Genomic DNA, 13,024 nt, shown 5'->3' on the forward strand with positions numbered 1-13,024 from the left:
CCTTGACTTCCGGGAATGACGGGCGCAAACTGGCCGCGGTCTTTGACTTTGAAGGAAATTCGGCGGTGTAGCCGCTGCGCCTTTGGAGCAAATTGGTTGGATTGACCGTCCGTTCTTGAGTTAAGGAAACAGCAGCATGGCAACTGGCACCGTCAAATGGTTCAACGACGCTAAAGGTTACGGGTTCATCACGCCGGACGATGGAGGGGACGACCTGTTCGCCCACTTCTCCGCAATCCAGGCCCAGGGCTTCAAGAGCCTCAAGGAAGGCCAGAAGGTCCAGTACGACGTGACCCAGGGCCCGAAGGGCAAGCAGGCCTCCAACATCCGCCCGGCCTGATCCACCACCCTTTTAAGGGCGGCAGCCGAGACGACATCCAGGCCATCCCCGCGTTCGCGGGGGTGGCTTTTTTCTTTCGACACTCCGATCGCCCCAAAAGTAAAGCCGGCTCCCGCCGGCTCTTTTTTCGCCCCGCCCGCTACAGCAGGGGCACGATCAGCAGCGCCACGATGTTGATAATCTTGATCAGGGGGTTGATGGCCGGCCCCGCCGTATCCTTGTAGGGATCGCCCACCGTATCGCCGGTCACGGCCGCCTTGTGGGCGTCCGAGCCCTTGCCCCCGTAGTGGCCCTCCTCGATGTATTTCTTGGCATTGTCCCAGGCCCCCCCGCCGGTGGTCATGGAAATGGCGACGAAGATGCCGGTGACGATGGAACCCATGAGCACCCCGCCCAGGGCCTTGGTGCCAGCCCCCGGCCCCATGATCCAGCCCATGATCACAGCCACCGCGATGGGCACCAAAATGGGCAGCAGAGAGGGCGTGATCATCTCCCGAATGGCGGCGCGGGTGAGCATGTCCACGGCGCGCGAGTAGTCGGGTTTGGCCCGACCTTCCATGATGCCCGGTATCTCCCGGAACTGGCGCCGCACCTCCACCACCACGCTGCCAGCGGCTCGGCCCACCGCCTCCATGCCCATGGCGCCGAACAGGTAAGGGACCATGCCACCGATGAACAGGCCAATAATCACGGCAGGGTCGGCTAGGGAGAATTCCACCAGCTTGCCGCCTGCTTCCAGAGTGTGGGTGTAGTCGGCGAACAGCACCAACGCGGCCAGACCGGCGGAGCCGATGGCATAACCCTTGGTCACCGCCTTGGTGGTGTTGCCCACCGCGTCCAGGGGATCGGTAATGTCACGGATGGCATCTGGCAGTTCCGCCATTTCGGCAATGCCCCCAGCGTTGTCGGTGATGGGACCATAGGCGTCTAGGGCGACGATGATGCCGGTCATGGAGAGCATGGCGGTCGCCGCCACGGCAATACCGTACAGTCCCGCCAGTTGGTGCGACGCTGCGATGGCCAAGCACACCGCTAGCACGGGCAGGGCAGTGGCGCGCATGGACACCCCTAGGCCGGCGATGATATTGGTGCCATGCCCAGTGGTGGAGGCCTCGGCAATGTGCCGCACGGGGGAATACTCCGTCGCCGTGTAATACTCGGTGATGACCACCATGGCAGCGGTGAGCGCGAGCCCGATCAAGGCGGCGAGGTAAAGATTGATGGCAGGTAGGGCGGTGCCGTCACTGAGCACGAGCCCCTCGCCGAACATCCAGGTGGTGACCGGATAGAAGGCGATTACCGCGATCGCCCCCGCCACGATCAGGCCCCGGTAAAGGGCATTCATGATTTTCCCGCCCTCCCGCGCGCGCACGAAGAAGGTGCCGATGATGGAAGCGATGATGGACACGCCCCCCAGCACCAGCGGATAGGCCACCGCCTGGGCGCCGCTCGCCTCGGCCACCAGCAGCCCCCCGAGCAGCATGGTGGCGATGATGGTCACCGCGTAGGTCTCGAACAGGTCAGCGGCCATGCCCGCGCAGTCGCCCACGTTGTCGCCCACGTTGTCGGCGATGACCGCCGGGTTACGCGGATCGTCCTCGGGAATACCTGCTTCCACCTTGCCCACCAGATCGGCCCCCACGTCGGCCCCCTTGGTGAAGATACCGCCTCCCAGCCGCGCGAAGATGGAGATGAGGGAGCCACCGAAGCCCAGCCCCACCAGGGCGTGCACGGCGCTCGCGGTCGCCATGCCGGTGGCCGTGAGCACCGCGTAGTAGCCCGCCACGCCGAGCAGACCCAGTCCTACCACCAACAACCCAGTGATGGCGCCGCCACGGAACGCCACGTTCAGGGCGGCATCGAGGCCGCGGCTGGCAGCCTCGGCGGTGCGCACGTTGGCGCGTACCGAGATGTTCATGCCGATGAAGCCCGCCGCGCCGGAGAGAATGGCGCCCAGGGCGAAGCCCACCGCGGTGGACAGGTGCAGGAAGACGGCGATCAGCAGAAACAGCACCAGGCCCACCAGGGCGATGGTGGTGTATTGTCGCTTGAGATAGGCCTGAGCGCCCTCCTGCACGGCGGCGGCGATGGCGCGCATGCGCTCGCTACCCGTGGGCAGGCTCAAAATCCAGCGTATGGACACCACCCCATACAGGATGGCCAACGCCGCGCAGACCAGCGAAAACATAAGCTCCTGGGACATGCCGCCTCCTTACTTTATGTCGCGGTTATCGTTCCCTGCTCCCCGACGCTAGCGTGCCGCTCATTGATAGCGGGTGTGGGCAATGCCGTTTTCGAAACGGGTCCCGGGCTGGAACCCGAACACGCGGTCCAGACCACATTCGACGATGAGCCGATCCACCGCAGCCTGACCATGCTCACGCTGTACTTGGGACAGGATGAGCTTGGCGGAATTGCCGTTGTAGAAGCTGCCGAAGCCGGCCTGCACAAGCAGGAGTTCCCGTGCCCGTTCGAGCGTCACGCAATCCCTCTTTTGGCTTGGGCGCGGCGGCCCCGGAGCCTTGCCGCGCCCGTGAGTCAAAGCTGGAAATCGTCCTTGAGCTTCTTCGGTACTGCCACGTTCTTCAGGCGCACGTAGTTGGGCAGACCGTCCTTGTAGGGCGGGTAATCCTCACCCTTGATGAGCCCGGAAAGATAGGCGCGACATTTGGGCGTAATGCCGAAACCGTCTGCAGTAATGAAGCTACGCGGCATCATTTTTTCTTTGTTGGCCACGTCCTTGAGCTGCGCCATGCCGATCTTCCACTTGTAAGGCTTATCGGAGACACGCACGATGGTGGGCATCACCGAGTTGTATCCCTTGAGCGCAAACTCCACCGCCGCCTTGCCCACCGCGTAGGCCTGGTCCACATCAGTCTTGGAAGCGATGTGGCGCGCGGCCCGCTGCAGGTAATCGGCCACCGCCCAGTGATACTTGTAACCCAGCGCCTCTTTGATCATGTTCGCCACCACCGGCGCGGCGCCCCCCAGCTGAGCATGACCGAAGGCATCGCGCGTGCCCGCCTCGGCCAGGAACTTGCCATCGGGGTAATGGCAGCCTTCCGACACCACCACCGTACAATAGCCAAATTTCTCCACCTTTTCCTTGACCGCCGCCAGGAATTTCTCCTGGTTGAATTCCACCTCGGGGAACAGGATCACGATGGGAATGTTATGCTCGTTGTCTACGGCCATGCCACCGGCGGCGGCGATCCAGCCCGCATGCCGCCCCATCACTTCCAGCACGAACACCTTGGTCGAGGTCTTGGCCATGGAAGCCACGTCGAAGCTGGCTTCCCGCGTGGCGATTGCGATGTACTTGGCCACGGACCCGAAACCGGGACAGCAATCGGTGATGGGCAGGTCGTTGTCCACGGTCTTGGGCACGTGGATGGCCTTGATGGGATAACCCATCTTCTCGGCGAGCTGAGATACCTTCCAGCAGGTATCGGCGGAGTCGCCGCCACCGTTATAGAAGAAATAACCGATGTTGTGTGCCTTGAATACTTCGATTAGGCGCTCGTACTCGCGCTTGTTTTGCTCCAGGCTCTTGAGCTTGTAGCGACAGGAGCCGAAGGCGCCGGCGGGTGCGTAGCGTAGGGCGGCAATGGCCTTGGCGGATTCCTTGCTGGTGTCGATGAGATCTTCGGTGAGGGCGCCAATGATGCCGTTGCGTCCGGCATAGACCTTGCCGATCTTGTCCTTGTGCTTGCGGCAGGTCTCGATCACGCCGCAGGCGGACGCATTGATCACCGCGGTGACGCCGCCGGACTGGGCATAGAACGCATTCATTTTCGCCATGGTTGCCTCCTTGCTCTTTTCATGGAATGTTCAAAAGCCGGCGCGCTGGGCTTCATGGTCGGCCTGCACTCGTAGCAGCGTCAGCGCGCAATCGAGAATGTCGTCATACTCAGCGCGGCCGGTGCCATACTGTTCGCGCACCGAGTAGAAGAACTGGTTGCGGTAGCGGCCCTCGCCCACCTTGAAAATCACGAACTGGCAACCCCGCTCGGCCCAGTACAGGCACGGCACCTCGGTGAGCTCCCGGTCGTCCGGATACATGCGGATCTCGGCGTCGGCCACCTCGACGGCGACTTCCTTGCCGTAGCGCTCACGCACGGTCTGTTTCACCACCTCCAGCTCGGTGGGGGTGAAATCCGGAATCTTGCTCATGGATCGCTAAATGCTCAGCCGCCCAGGGCGCGGAAGATGGCGTCGCGCACGTCTTCCACACGACCCACGCCGGCAATGCGCACGCACTTGGGGGCGCGTGGATCGCCCGTTGCCGCCCACCGGGTATAGAAGTCCCACAGGGGTTTGGTCTGGGCATGATAGACCTCGAGGCGCTTGCGCACGGTCTCTTCCTTGTCGTCGTCGCGCTGGATGAGGTCTTCACCCGTCACGTCGTCCTTGCCTGGCACCTTGGGCGGATTGAATAGCACGTGATATGTGCGCCCAGAGGGAAGGTGCACGCGCCGCCCGCTCATGCGCTTGATGATCTCCTCGTCGGGCACGTCCACATCGATCACGAAATCCACATCGATGCCCAGTTTGCGCATCGCCTCGGCCTGGGGAATGGTGCGCGGGAACCCGTCGAGCAGATAGCCCTTGGCGCAATCCGGCTGCTTCAAGCGCTCCTCGATCAGGCCCATGATGATGTCGTCGGATACCAGCCCACCCGCGTCCATGATTTTCTTGGCCGCAAGCCCGAGGGGCGTGCCCGCCTTGACCGCAGCGCGCAGCATGTCGCCGGTGGAGATCTGCGGGATGCCGTATTTTTCAGTGATGAACTTGGCCTGGGTGCCCTTACCGGCACCGGGCGCGCCGAGCAGAATCAAACGCATGAATCCTCCTTGTTCTATCTTGTTTCCGCTGCCAGGGATGCCGCAAGAATTGCGGAAGCGGCCAGCACCCCTGCAGGCAAGCCCTCGAGCCAAGTCTAAAGGTCGCGCCATTAGGCTTGTCGAAGGGACTGGCGGGTCGGCAAATCATACCACCACGCTGTCAGGGTGTTTCCACGCGGAATTGAGGCCCGCGCAAAATGTTTTTATCCCTTTATAAGCCGCATCGACACGCCTCAGGTCTGGAACTGGGCGCGTACCCAGGCGAGATCTTCGGGCGTATCCACCCCCCTGGCTGGGGCATGGGCGGTGATGGCCACGGCGATGCGGTGGCCGTGCCAGAGCGCACGCAGTTGTTCCAAGGCTTCGAACTGCTCGATGGGTGCTGGGGTCAGACCCGTGTAGAGGCGCAAAAAACCGGCCCAATAGGCGTATAGACCAATGTGGCGATACGCCGGCATCTCCGTCGGCAGGCGCGAGGGCATGGAAAGGAAGGCATCGCGCCCATAGGGAATGGGCGCACGCGAGAAATAGAGGGCAAACCCCGCGCGGTCCAGTACGACCTTCACCACGTTGGGGTTGAACATGCTGGCGAGGTCGTGGAAGGGATGGCAGGCGGTGGCCATGGCCGCGCTGGTATGGGTCGCCAGCTCGTGTGCAACTTCCCGGATGAGTTCGGGTGCGATCAGCGGTTCATCCCCCTGCACGTTGACGACAATGGTGTCGTCCGCCCAGCCCAGACGCATCGCCACTTCCGCGATACGGTCGGTGCCGGAGGCGTGTGCCGCCGAGGTGAGCAGCACTGGGTATCCCGCAGCCTCCACCGCCCGCGCCACCTCCTCGTGGTCAGTGGCCACCCACACCTCTTCTGCGCCCGCGCCCAGCGCCTGCTCCACCACGCGCACTACCATGGGCTTGCCGGCGATGTCGGCCAGGGGCTTGCCTGGTAGCCGGGTGGAGTCGTGACGGGCGGGGATGACGATCTTGAAAGGCGTCATGGATCGCGCAAGGCCTCAGGCCTCCACTTCCTCTTCGGGTGGAAGGGAACGGGCTTCTTCCTCCAGCATCACGGGAATGTCGTCGCGAATGGGAAACGCGAGCCGGTCGGCGCGGCAGACGAGTTCCTGTGCCTGGCGCCGATAGACCAGCGGCCCCTTGCACAAGGGGCAGACGAGAATTTCAAGCAGTTTCAGATCCATGGTGTATCCTGAGTTTATCGAGGAGGTGGGGCAAAAGCCGCGGGTCCAGCTCGGCGCACACAGGCAGCACCCAGACCTCATCCCCCGCAAAACCGGCGCATTTCACCGCGTCCTTTTCCGTCATGACGATGGGACGTCCGGCCGCTTCCTCCAGATCGGCCGGCGTGAAGCGGTGATGGTCGGGCAGCGGCCGTGGCAGAATGGCAAGCCCCAGGTTACGCAAATGCTCGAAGAAGCGCTCCGGATGACCGATGCCCGCCATGGCCACCAGGGTCTGACCGGCGAACACTTCGGGCCGCGCCTTGAGCGCCGGGTTACGCAGATTGTAGAGCACTTCTCCCATGAGACGCATGGTGAATTCGTGCCGCTTGAGCGGCGCGCCCGGCAGCCAGCCGTTGATCACCACCGCATCCACCGTTTGCAGGCGCCAGGTGGGTTCGCGCAACGGCCCCGCGGGCAGGAGCTGCCCATTGCCAAACCAGCGCTGGGCATCCACCACGACGATTTCCACATCTCGTGCCAGGGCGTAGTGCTGCAGTCCGTCATCGCTGATGATGAGGTCCACCTCGGGATGCTGAGCGAGCAGGGCCTGGGCGGTCTGCACGCGCGCCCGGCCCACCCACACCGGGCACCCGCTTGCTCGGGCGAGCAGCACCGGCTCGTCACCTACTTGCAGCGGGTCAGACTGGGGTGAGACGGCACGGGGCAGGCCTACCACACCGCCATAGCCGCGACTGACGATGCCCGGGTGATAGCCCGCCTCCCGCAAGCGTCGGGCCAAGGCGATCACGAGGGGCGTCTTGCCGGTGCCACCCACGGCGATGTTGCCCACCACCAGCACCGGCACCGATAGCCGGGTCACTGTTAGCCAACCTAACCGATAGAGGCTGCGCCGCAGGGCCGCAGCCAGTCCGAACAGGGCGGCGAGCGGCAACAGCAGAGCATGCCAAGTCGTAAAGCGCGCCCACTGGCTTTGCAACCAGCAGCTCAGGAACTCGCGAAAAGACGTGGAAGCCATGGAACGCAGTGGGCCGACACCCAGGCGGGTGCAGGTGGGCGTTCAGTGCCGCCCCGCCTGAGTGGCGAAAGTCAGGCGGGCGAAGCCAGCCAGGCGGGCGGCTTCCATGACGTTGATCACAGACTGGTGGGTGGCCTGGGCATCGGCACTGATGACGATCATGGGATCGCTTTGGTCGCCCGCTGCCTGTTTGAGCGCCACGCTCAGCGCTTCCGGCCCCTTGCCCACGAAAGGCTTGCCGTTCACCAGATAGCGGCCCTGCGCATCCACCGCCACATTGATGGGGGCAGGCTGCTGCACGGGTTTTTCCGCCTCGGCGGTGGGCAGGGTGATTTGCAGTTGGGCGATCTGGGAGAAGGTGGTGGTCACCGCGAGGAAGATCACGATCACCAGCAGCACGTCGATCATGGGGATCAGGTTGATCTCCACGTTCTCGCGCTCGCGGCCGCGCCGGAAATCCATGGCTGCCTCAGCGCCGCTCGCCGTGGAGCACTTCCACGAGCTTGATGGCCTGCTGTTCCATTTCCACGATCAGGGCGTCGATCTTGGCCCGGAAATGGCGGAAGAAAATCAGGCTGGGAATGGCCACCAACAATCCCGTGGCGGTGTTGTAGAGCGCGATGGAAATGCCATGACCCAGCTGCGCGGGATCAGTGCCCGCGGCCTTGAGGGCGGCGAAGATTTCCACCATGCCGATCACCGTTCCAAACAGACCCCACAAGGGCGCCGCGGTGGCGATGGTACCCAGCGTGGTCAGGAAGCGCTCCAACTCATGAGCCACTGCGCGCCCTTCCTCTTCCACCGCCTCCTTCATGACTTCACGCGAGCTGTTGGCATTGCGCAGGGCGGCGGCGAACACCCGACCCAGCGGTGCACCCCGGGCGAGCCGCTCCAGCAGCTCGGGCGTAACGCCCTTTTGCCTAAGCTCCTGCAGCACCTGCGGCAGCAGGTTTTTCGGCGCGATGACCGAGCTGCGCAGCGTCCACAGTCGTTCGCCAATGATGCCCAGGGAAACGATGGAAGCAAAAATGAGCGGCCAAATGGGCCAACCTGCCTGTTCGATGATGCTGAGCACCCGCTCCTCCCGACAAATGGGCGTAACTTTAGCCTGCCCCCCTGGGATGGGCAAGTGCGACAAAGCGTCGCGCCGCCCGGCGCAAAAAAATCCCCAGGCGGATGGCGACCTGGGGCAAAGCGGAGCAGAAACAGTGACACGATTCGTGCGCCACCACGGCGGCTCCCCCGCGCGATGCTGGACGCGACGCTTAACTATAAAACCTCTCGTCATATATGTCAATGACATAGCCGCTCGGGCAAAGCCCGCGCCGGCAAAGGGATTGGGGCCTTGTCCACAATCCCTGTGGATAAGCATGTGGAAAACGCGTGGGAAGACATGCTAAGTGCCCCAAGCAGGCGGCAATTTCGTCTGCGCCAGTTTTTTGTGCGGAAAAAAACACACGTCCTATCAATTGGATAGCGCGACATGCCAGGCTTGGCGGCGATTAGTGAGCAAACGCTCGCGCCCTGACGGCGCGTGTGGATAGGTGATAGACTGCGCGCATGTTGTCAAGCCCTTTTCCGCCCCCCCAAGACCAGGCCATTCCCGTCTCCGAACTCAACCGCCGCACTCGCGCGCTGCTGGAAAACAGCTTCCCGCCCCTGTGGGTAAGCGGCGAGATCTCCAACCTGACGCGCCATGGCTCCGGCCATTGGTATTTCTCCCTCAAGGACGACAAGGCCCAGGTGCGCTGCGTTATGTTCCGCCATCGCAACCAGTATCTGGACTTCGAAGTGCGCGAGGGCATGCAGGTCGAGGCGCGCGCCATCGTCACCCTCTACGAGCCGCGCGGGGATTTTCAGCTAAACGTGGAAACCCTGCGCCCGGGTGGGCTGGGCGCCCTCTACGAGGCCTTCGCGCGGCTGAAGGCGCGGCTGGAAGCAGAAGGCTTGTTCGTGCCAGAGCGCAAGCGACCGTTGCCAAGCTTCCCGCGCGCGGTCGGCATCATCACCTCGCGCGAAGCGGCGGCCTTACGGGACGTGCTTACCACTCTGCGCCGACGCATGCCGAGCCTGCCCGTGGTCATCTATCCCACGCCGGTCCAAGGCCGCGGCGCCGCCGCACGCATCGCCGAGGCGATCGGTATCGCCAACCAGCGCGGTGAGTGCGACGTCCTGATCCTCTGCAGGGGCGGTGGCAGCATTGAGGATCTCTGGGAATTCAACGAGGAGATCGTGGCGCGCGCCATCGTGGCAAGCCACATTCCCATCGTCTGCGGGGTGGGACACGAGACCGACTTCACCATCGCCGATTTCGCCGCCGACGTGCGCGCCCCCACCCCCACTGCGGCGGCGGAACTTGCAAGCCCCAACCGCGTAGAGCTCGCCCACAAGCTCGATCGCTTCGCCGCCCGTCTTGCGCGCGACATGCAGCGCACGCTCGAGACACGCATGCAGCATCTGGACCATCTCGCTAAGCGCCTGCGCCATCCCGGCGAGCGTTTGCGCCAGCAGGCAGATGAACTCGCGCACTGGCGGCAGCGCCTGGGCCAGGCCGTGCAGGGGCAACTCGCGCGCAGGCGCTGGCAGCTCGCCCACCTCGCCGCCCGTCTCGCTGCCGCCCGTCCCGATCTCGCGCGCAGGCGGCAAGGTCTCGACCATCTCGGGACACGGCTTACCCGAGCGACGGCACAGAGCCTTGCGCACTGGCGCCAGCGGCTGGCAAGCCTTGAGGCACACCTCGGCCATCTCAATCCTCGGGCGGTGCTCAACCGGGGCTATAGCATCGTGCGCAACGAGGCAGGTGAGATCGTGACTCGGGCCAGCCAGCTGCAGATGGGCGAGACGGTGGCCCTCACCTTCGCCGTGGGCGGTGCCGACGCGCGTGTGCTCGACACGCATGCGCCTACTCCAGAAACCGGTTGATGGCTTGGTCAAGGCGCGTTGCGAGTGTGGGGTCGAAGCAATCGAACACGACCGCATCGCTCATGGCGCGTAACCAGGTGAGCTGACGTTTGGCGAGCTGGCGTGTGGCATAAATGCCCCGCGCGGGCAGCTCACTCAGGGGCAATTCCCCCTCCAGATATTGCCAGACCTGCCGGTAACCGACACAGCGCATGGAAGGCAGCTGCGGCCCGAGCGCGTAGCGCGTCCGCAGCCAGAGCACTTCCTCGATCAACCCTTTGCGCAGCATGCCCACGAAGCGCTCGGCAATGCGCCGGTGTAGCACGGCACGGTCCCCTGGCACGATGGCAATGGGCAGCACGCGATAGGGAAACGCCTCCTCTTGGCGCCGCTTGATCTGGACGGAATAGGGCTCACCTGTGAGACGGATCACCTCCAGCGCACGCTGGATGCGTTGGGCATCGGTGGGGGCAAGCCGCGCCGCGGTCTGGGGATCCAGTCGCGCAAGTTCTGCATGCAGGGCCGGCCAGCCCGCCTCCCGCCCCCAGGCCTCGATCTCGGCACGAAGCACAGGATGAGCCGACGGCAAATCGCTCAATCCTTCGCGTAGGGCCTTGAAATAGAGCATGGTGCCGCCGGTGAGCAAGGGCACCTTGCCGCGTGCGCTGATGTCCGCCATGAGTTTGAGCGCATCGGTACGAAACTGGGCAGCGGAATAGGCCTTTGTCGGCTCGATGACATCGATCAAGTGATGGGGCGCAATGCGCAGGGTTTCCGCATCCGGCTTGGCGGTGCCGATATTCATGTGGCGGTACACCAGCGCCGAGTCAACGCTGATGATTTCCAGCGGCAGCCGCTGCACCAATTCCACCGCCATGTCGGTCTTGCCGCTGGCGGTGGGACCCATGAGAAAAATCGCGGGTGGGAGCACGTCTTCCTTTCCCATGGGCTGGTTCACTTTCCGCGCAGGAACAGCTTGTCCAGTTCGGCGAGCGAAAGTGCAAACCAGGTGGGACGACCATGATTGCACTGGCTGGAGCGCTCGGTGACTTCCATCTCGCGCAACAGGGCATTCATTTCAGCAATCGACAGCTTGCGTCTCGCGCGCACGGCACCGTGGCAGGCCAAGGTAGCCAACAGTTCGTTGCGGCGCTCGGTGAGCACGCGGCTGCCACCCAGCGCATGGAGGTCGCGCAGCAGGTCGCGCGCCAGGCCCACGGGATCGGCATCGGCCAACACCGCCGGCACCGCGCGTACCGCCACGCTCTGGGGCGACAGGATAGCCATGGCAAAGCCCAGTTCTTCCAGCACCGCGGCGTGTTCCTCGACGGTGGCCACTTCGAGGGTGGAGGCCGGAAGTGCCACCGGCACCAGCAGAGGCTGGCTCGCCACGCGCCGGCCCTCCAATTGCCGCTTGAGTTTTTCGTACACAATCCGCTCGTGGGCGGCATGCATGTCCACCACCACCAGGCCCTGGGCGTTCTGCGCCAGGATGTAGATGCCGTGCAGCTGGGCCAAGGCGTAGCCCAAGGGCGGGATGGCCTCGGTGGGTGCAACACTGACCGACGCGTCTTGGGCGATGGCCCCAGGCGCGGACGTGCCGAACAAGGCGTCGTAGAACGCGAGAGGTTCGGCAGCTCGCAAGGCGAGCGGCGCCTGATGGGGTGCCGGATGAGCGCGTCCCAACGGTGAAAAGCGTTCCGCCGGGGGGGCTAACGTTTGCCCATCGTGGCCGCCCATGGGCCGCGCCAGGACCCGTTCGAGGGCATGGAAGATGAACTGGTGCACGGCGCGCGCGTCGCGGAAACGCACCTCGATCTTCATGGGGTGCACGTTGACATCCACCGCTTCGGGCGGAAGCTCCAGGAACAACACGTAGGCAGGATGACGCTCGTGGTGCAAGACATCGCGGTAGGCCTCGCGGATGGCATGGGCAAGCAGCTTGTCGCGCACGAAACGGCCATTGACGAACACGTATTGCAGGTCGCGGCTGCTGCGCGAATAGGCAGGTAGCGCCACCAGGCCACGCAGAATGAGCGTCCCGGCCGCCGCCTCCACGGGCAAAGCCGCCTGCGCGAACGCCTCTCCCGCCAGCGCGGCGATGCGCGCCTCGCGTGTGCCAGCGATGAGATGCCAGACGACACGGCCGTTGTGGTGCAGGGTGAAGGCGATGTCCGGACGGGACAGCGCGGCACGCCGGAACATTTCCTCGCAATGGCCATACTCGGTGGCCTCGCTCTTCAGGAATTTGCGCCGAGCCGGCGTGTTGAAGTAGAGATCCCGCACACTCACCACCGTCCCCGGCGCAATAGCCTCAGGCCGCGCGGGGGCGCGCCATTCGCCTTCTGCCTCCACGACCCAGCCATGGGGCGCGTCGTGCTGCCGGCTGGCGAGCCGCAGGCGGGAAACCGCGGCGATGCTGGCCAGGGCTTCACCCCGGAAACCCAGGCTGCGCACGCTTTCCAGGTCGGCGAGGCTGGCGATCTTGCTGGTGGCATGGCGCGCCAGCGCCAGGGGCAAATCCTCCGCGGCCATGCCCACGCCGTCGTCGCTGACGACGATTTCCTTCACGCCTCCCTGAGAAAGCCGCACGTGGATGGCGCGCGCTTCGGCGTCGATGGCGTTTTCCAGGATCTCCTTGAGGGCGGAGGCGGGCCGCTCCACCACCTCGCCGGCGGCGATCTGATTGATCAGCAGTTCAGGCAGGACACGGATGGCGGCCATG

General features: G+C 64.2%; 14 protein-coding genes. 2 read left to right on the forward strand and 12 right to left on the reverse strand.

Translation table 11 applies throughout. The features are described 5' to 3' along the window. The first annotated feature begins 136 nt into the window (after positions 1-136). Positions 137-340 carry a cold-shock protein gene (locus V6E02_RS07745; RefSeq protein ID WP_347308212.1) on the forward strand — a complete coding sequence of 68 codons (204 nt, stop codon included), beginning with the start codon at positions 137-139 and terminating at the stop codon, positions 338-340. 139 nt (positions 341-479) lie between these two features. Here V6E02_RS07745 and V6E02_RS07750 read toward each other — a convergent pair whose 3' ends face one another. The 10 genes from V6E02_RS07750 to V6E02_RS07795 form a co-directional block, all read right to left on the reverse strand. Beyond that, on the reverse strand, positions 480-2,543 hold the full coding sequence (locus V6E02_RS07750) for a sodium-translocating pyrophosphatase (protein WP_347308213.1): 2,064 nt from the start codon (positions 2,541-2,543) through the stop codon (positions 480-482). Between the two features lie 60 nt (positions 2,544-2,603). Beyond that, positions 2,604-2,822 (reverse strand): hypothetical protein, encoded by a 219-nt coding sequence (locus V6E02_RS07755; RefSeq protein WP_347308214.1) that lies wholly within the window; start codon positions 2,820-2,822, stop codon positions 2,604-2,606. A 56-nt stretch (positions 2,823-2,878) separates the two neighbouring features. Continuing rightward, positions 2,879-4,141, reverse strand: coding sequence for a 6-phosphofructokinase (locus tag V6E02_RS07760; protein WP_347308215.1), 1,263 nt, complete (start codon positions 4,139-4,141; stop codon positions 2,879-2,881). Between the two features lie 30 nt (positions 4,142-4,171). After that, positions 4,172-4,513, reverse strand: a complete 342-nt coding sequence (locus V6E02_RS07765) for a hypothetical protein (protein ID WP_347308216.1) — start codon at positions 4,511-4,513, stop codon at positions 4,172-4,174. A 14-nt stretch (positions 4,514-4,527) separates the two neighbouring features. Next, on the reverse strand, positions 4,528-5,184 hold the full coding sequence (gene adk, locus V6E02_RS07770; RefSeq protein ID WP_347308217.1) for an adenylate kinase: 657 nt from the start codon (positions 5,182-5,184) through the stop codon (positions 4,528-4,530). A 233-nt stretch (positions 5,185-5,417) separates the two neighbouring features. Further along, positions 5,418-6,179: a 3-deoxy-manno-octulosonate cytidylyltransferase gene (gene kdsB, locus V6E02_RS07775; protein ID WP_347308218.1), complete on the reverse strand. Its 762-nt coding sequence runs from the start codon at positions 6,177-6,179 to the stop codon at positions 5,418-5,420. A gap of 15 nt (positions 6,180-6,194) precedes the next feature. After that, a complete protein-coding gene (locus tag V6E02_RS07780; protein ID WP_347308219.1) occupies positions 6,195-6,380 on the reverse strand; it encodes a Trm112 family protein in 186 nt (61 codons plus the stop codon). Next, positions 6,361-7,398 carry a tetraacyldisaccharide 4'-kinase gene (lpxK, locus tag V6E02_RS07785; RefSeq protein WP_347308220.1) on the reverse strand — a complete coding sequence of 346 codons (1,038 nt, stop codon included), beginning with the start codon at positions 7,396-7,398 and terminating at the stop codon, positions 6,361-6,363. Before lpxK ends, V6E02_RS07780 begins: the two co-directional genes overlap by 20 nt. A 42-nt stretch (positions 7,399-7,440) precedes the next feature. Continuing rightward, the gene (locus tag V6E02_RS07790) at positions 7,441-7,860 is read right to left on the reverse strand and encodes an ExbD/TolR family protein (RefSeq protein WP_347308221.1); all 420 of its coding nucleotides are present in this window, start codon (positions 7,858-7,860) and stop codon (positions 7,441-7,443) included. A gap of 7 nt (positions 7,861-7,867) precedes the next feature. Next, complete coding sequence (locus V6E02_RS07795) at positions 7,868-8,473, reverse strand: MotA/TolQ/ExbB proton channel family protein (RefSeq protein ID WP_347308222.1); 606 nt, start codon at positions 8,471-8,473, stop codon at positions 7,868-7,870. Positions 8,474-8,958: 485 nt separating this feature from the next. Between V6E02_RS07795 and xseA the strand changes: the two genes are divergently transcribed. Continuing rightward, positions 8,959-10,320, forward strand: coding sequence for an exodeoxyribonuclease VII large subunit (xseA, locus tag V6E02_RS07800; RefSeq protein WP_347308223.1), 1,362 nt, complete (start codon positions 8,959-8,961; stop codon positions 10,318-10,320). On the opposite strand, the gene miaA is transcribed toward xseA, so the two are convergent. Beyond that, positions 10,301-11,245 carry a tRNA (adenosine(37)-N6)-dimethylallyltransferase MiaA gene (miaA, locus tag V6E02_RS07805; RefSeq protein WP_347308224.1) on the reverse strand — a complete coding sequence of 315 codons (945 nt, stop codon included), beginning with the start codon at positions 11,243-11,245 and terminating at the stop codon, positions 10,301-10,303. The genes xseA and miaA overlap by 20 nt on opposite strands. 8 nt (positions 11,246-11,253) lie before the next feature. After that, the gene (gene mutL, locus V6E02_RS07810; protein ID WP_347308225.1) at positions 11,254-13,023 is read right to left on the reverse strand and encodes a DNA mismatch repair endonuclease MutL; all 1,770 of its coding nucleotides are present in this window, start codon (positions 13,021-13,023) and stop codon (positions 11,254-11,256) included. Position 13,024 lies beyond the last annotated feature (1 nt).

Source organism: Thiobacter sp. AK1 (assembly GCF_039822265.1).
Lineage (GTDB): Bacteria > Pseudomonadota > Gammaproteobacteria > Burkholderiales > Thiobacteraceae > Thiobacter > Thiobacter aerophilum.

Excerpts from the sequence above, each read along its gene's own strand:
- V6E02_RS07745 (WP_347308212.1), top strand. The coding sequence starts at position 137 with ATGGCAACTGGCACCGTCAAATGGTTCAACGACGCTAAAGGTTACGGG.
- V6E02_RS07750 (WP_347308213.1), bottom strand. The coding sequence starts at position 2,543 with ATGTCCCAGGAGCTTATGTTTTCGCTGGTCTGCGCGGCGTTGGCCATC.
- V6E02_RS07760 (WP_347308215.1), bottom strand. The coding sequence starts at position 4,141 with ATGGCGAAAATGAATGCGTTCTATGCCCAGTCCGGCGGCGTCACCGCG.
- V6E02_RS07765 (WP_347308216.1), bottom strand. The coding sequence starts at position 4,513 with ATGAGCAAGATTCCGGATTTCACCCCCACCGAGCTGGAGGTGGTGAAA.
- adk (WP_347308217.1), bottom strand. The coding sequence starts at position 5,184 with ATGCGTTTGATTCTGCTCGGCGCGCCCGGTGCCGGTAAGGGCACCCAG.
- kdsB (WP_347308218.1), bottom strand. The coding sequence starts at position 6,179 with ATGACGCCTTTCAAGATCGTCATCCCCGCCCGTCACGACTCCACCCGG.
- V6E02_RS07780 (WP_347308219.1), bottom strand. The coding sequence starts at position 6,380 with ATGGATCTGAAACTGCTTGAAATTCTCGTCTGCCCCTTGTGCAAGGGG.
- lpxK (WP_347308220.1), bottom strand. The coding sequence starts at position 7,398 with ATGGCTTCCACGTCTTTTCGCGAGTTCCTGAGCTGCTGGTTGCAAAGC.
- V6E02_RS07790 (WP_347308221.1), bottom strand. The coding sequence starts at position 7,860 with ATGGATTTCCGGCGCGGCCGCGAGCGCGAGAACGTGGAGATCAACCTG.
- xseA (WP_347308223.1), top strand. The coding sequence starts at position 8,959 with ATGTTGTCAAGCCCTTTTCCGCCCCCCCAAGACCAGGCCATTCCCGTC.
- miaA (WP_347308224.1), bottom strand. The coding sequence starts at position 11,245 with ATGGGAAAGGAAGACGTGCTCCCACCCGCGATTTTTCTCATGGGTCCC.
- mutL (WP_347308225.1), bottom strand. The coding sequence starts at position 13,023 with ATGGCCGCCATCCGTGTCCTGCCTGAACTGCTGATCAATCAGATCGCC.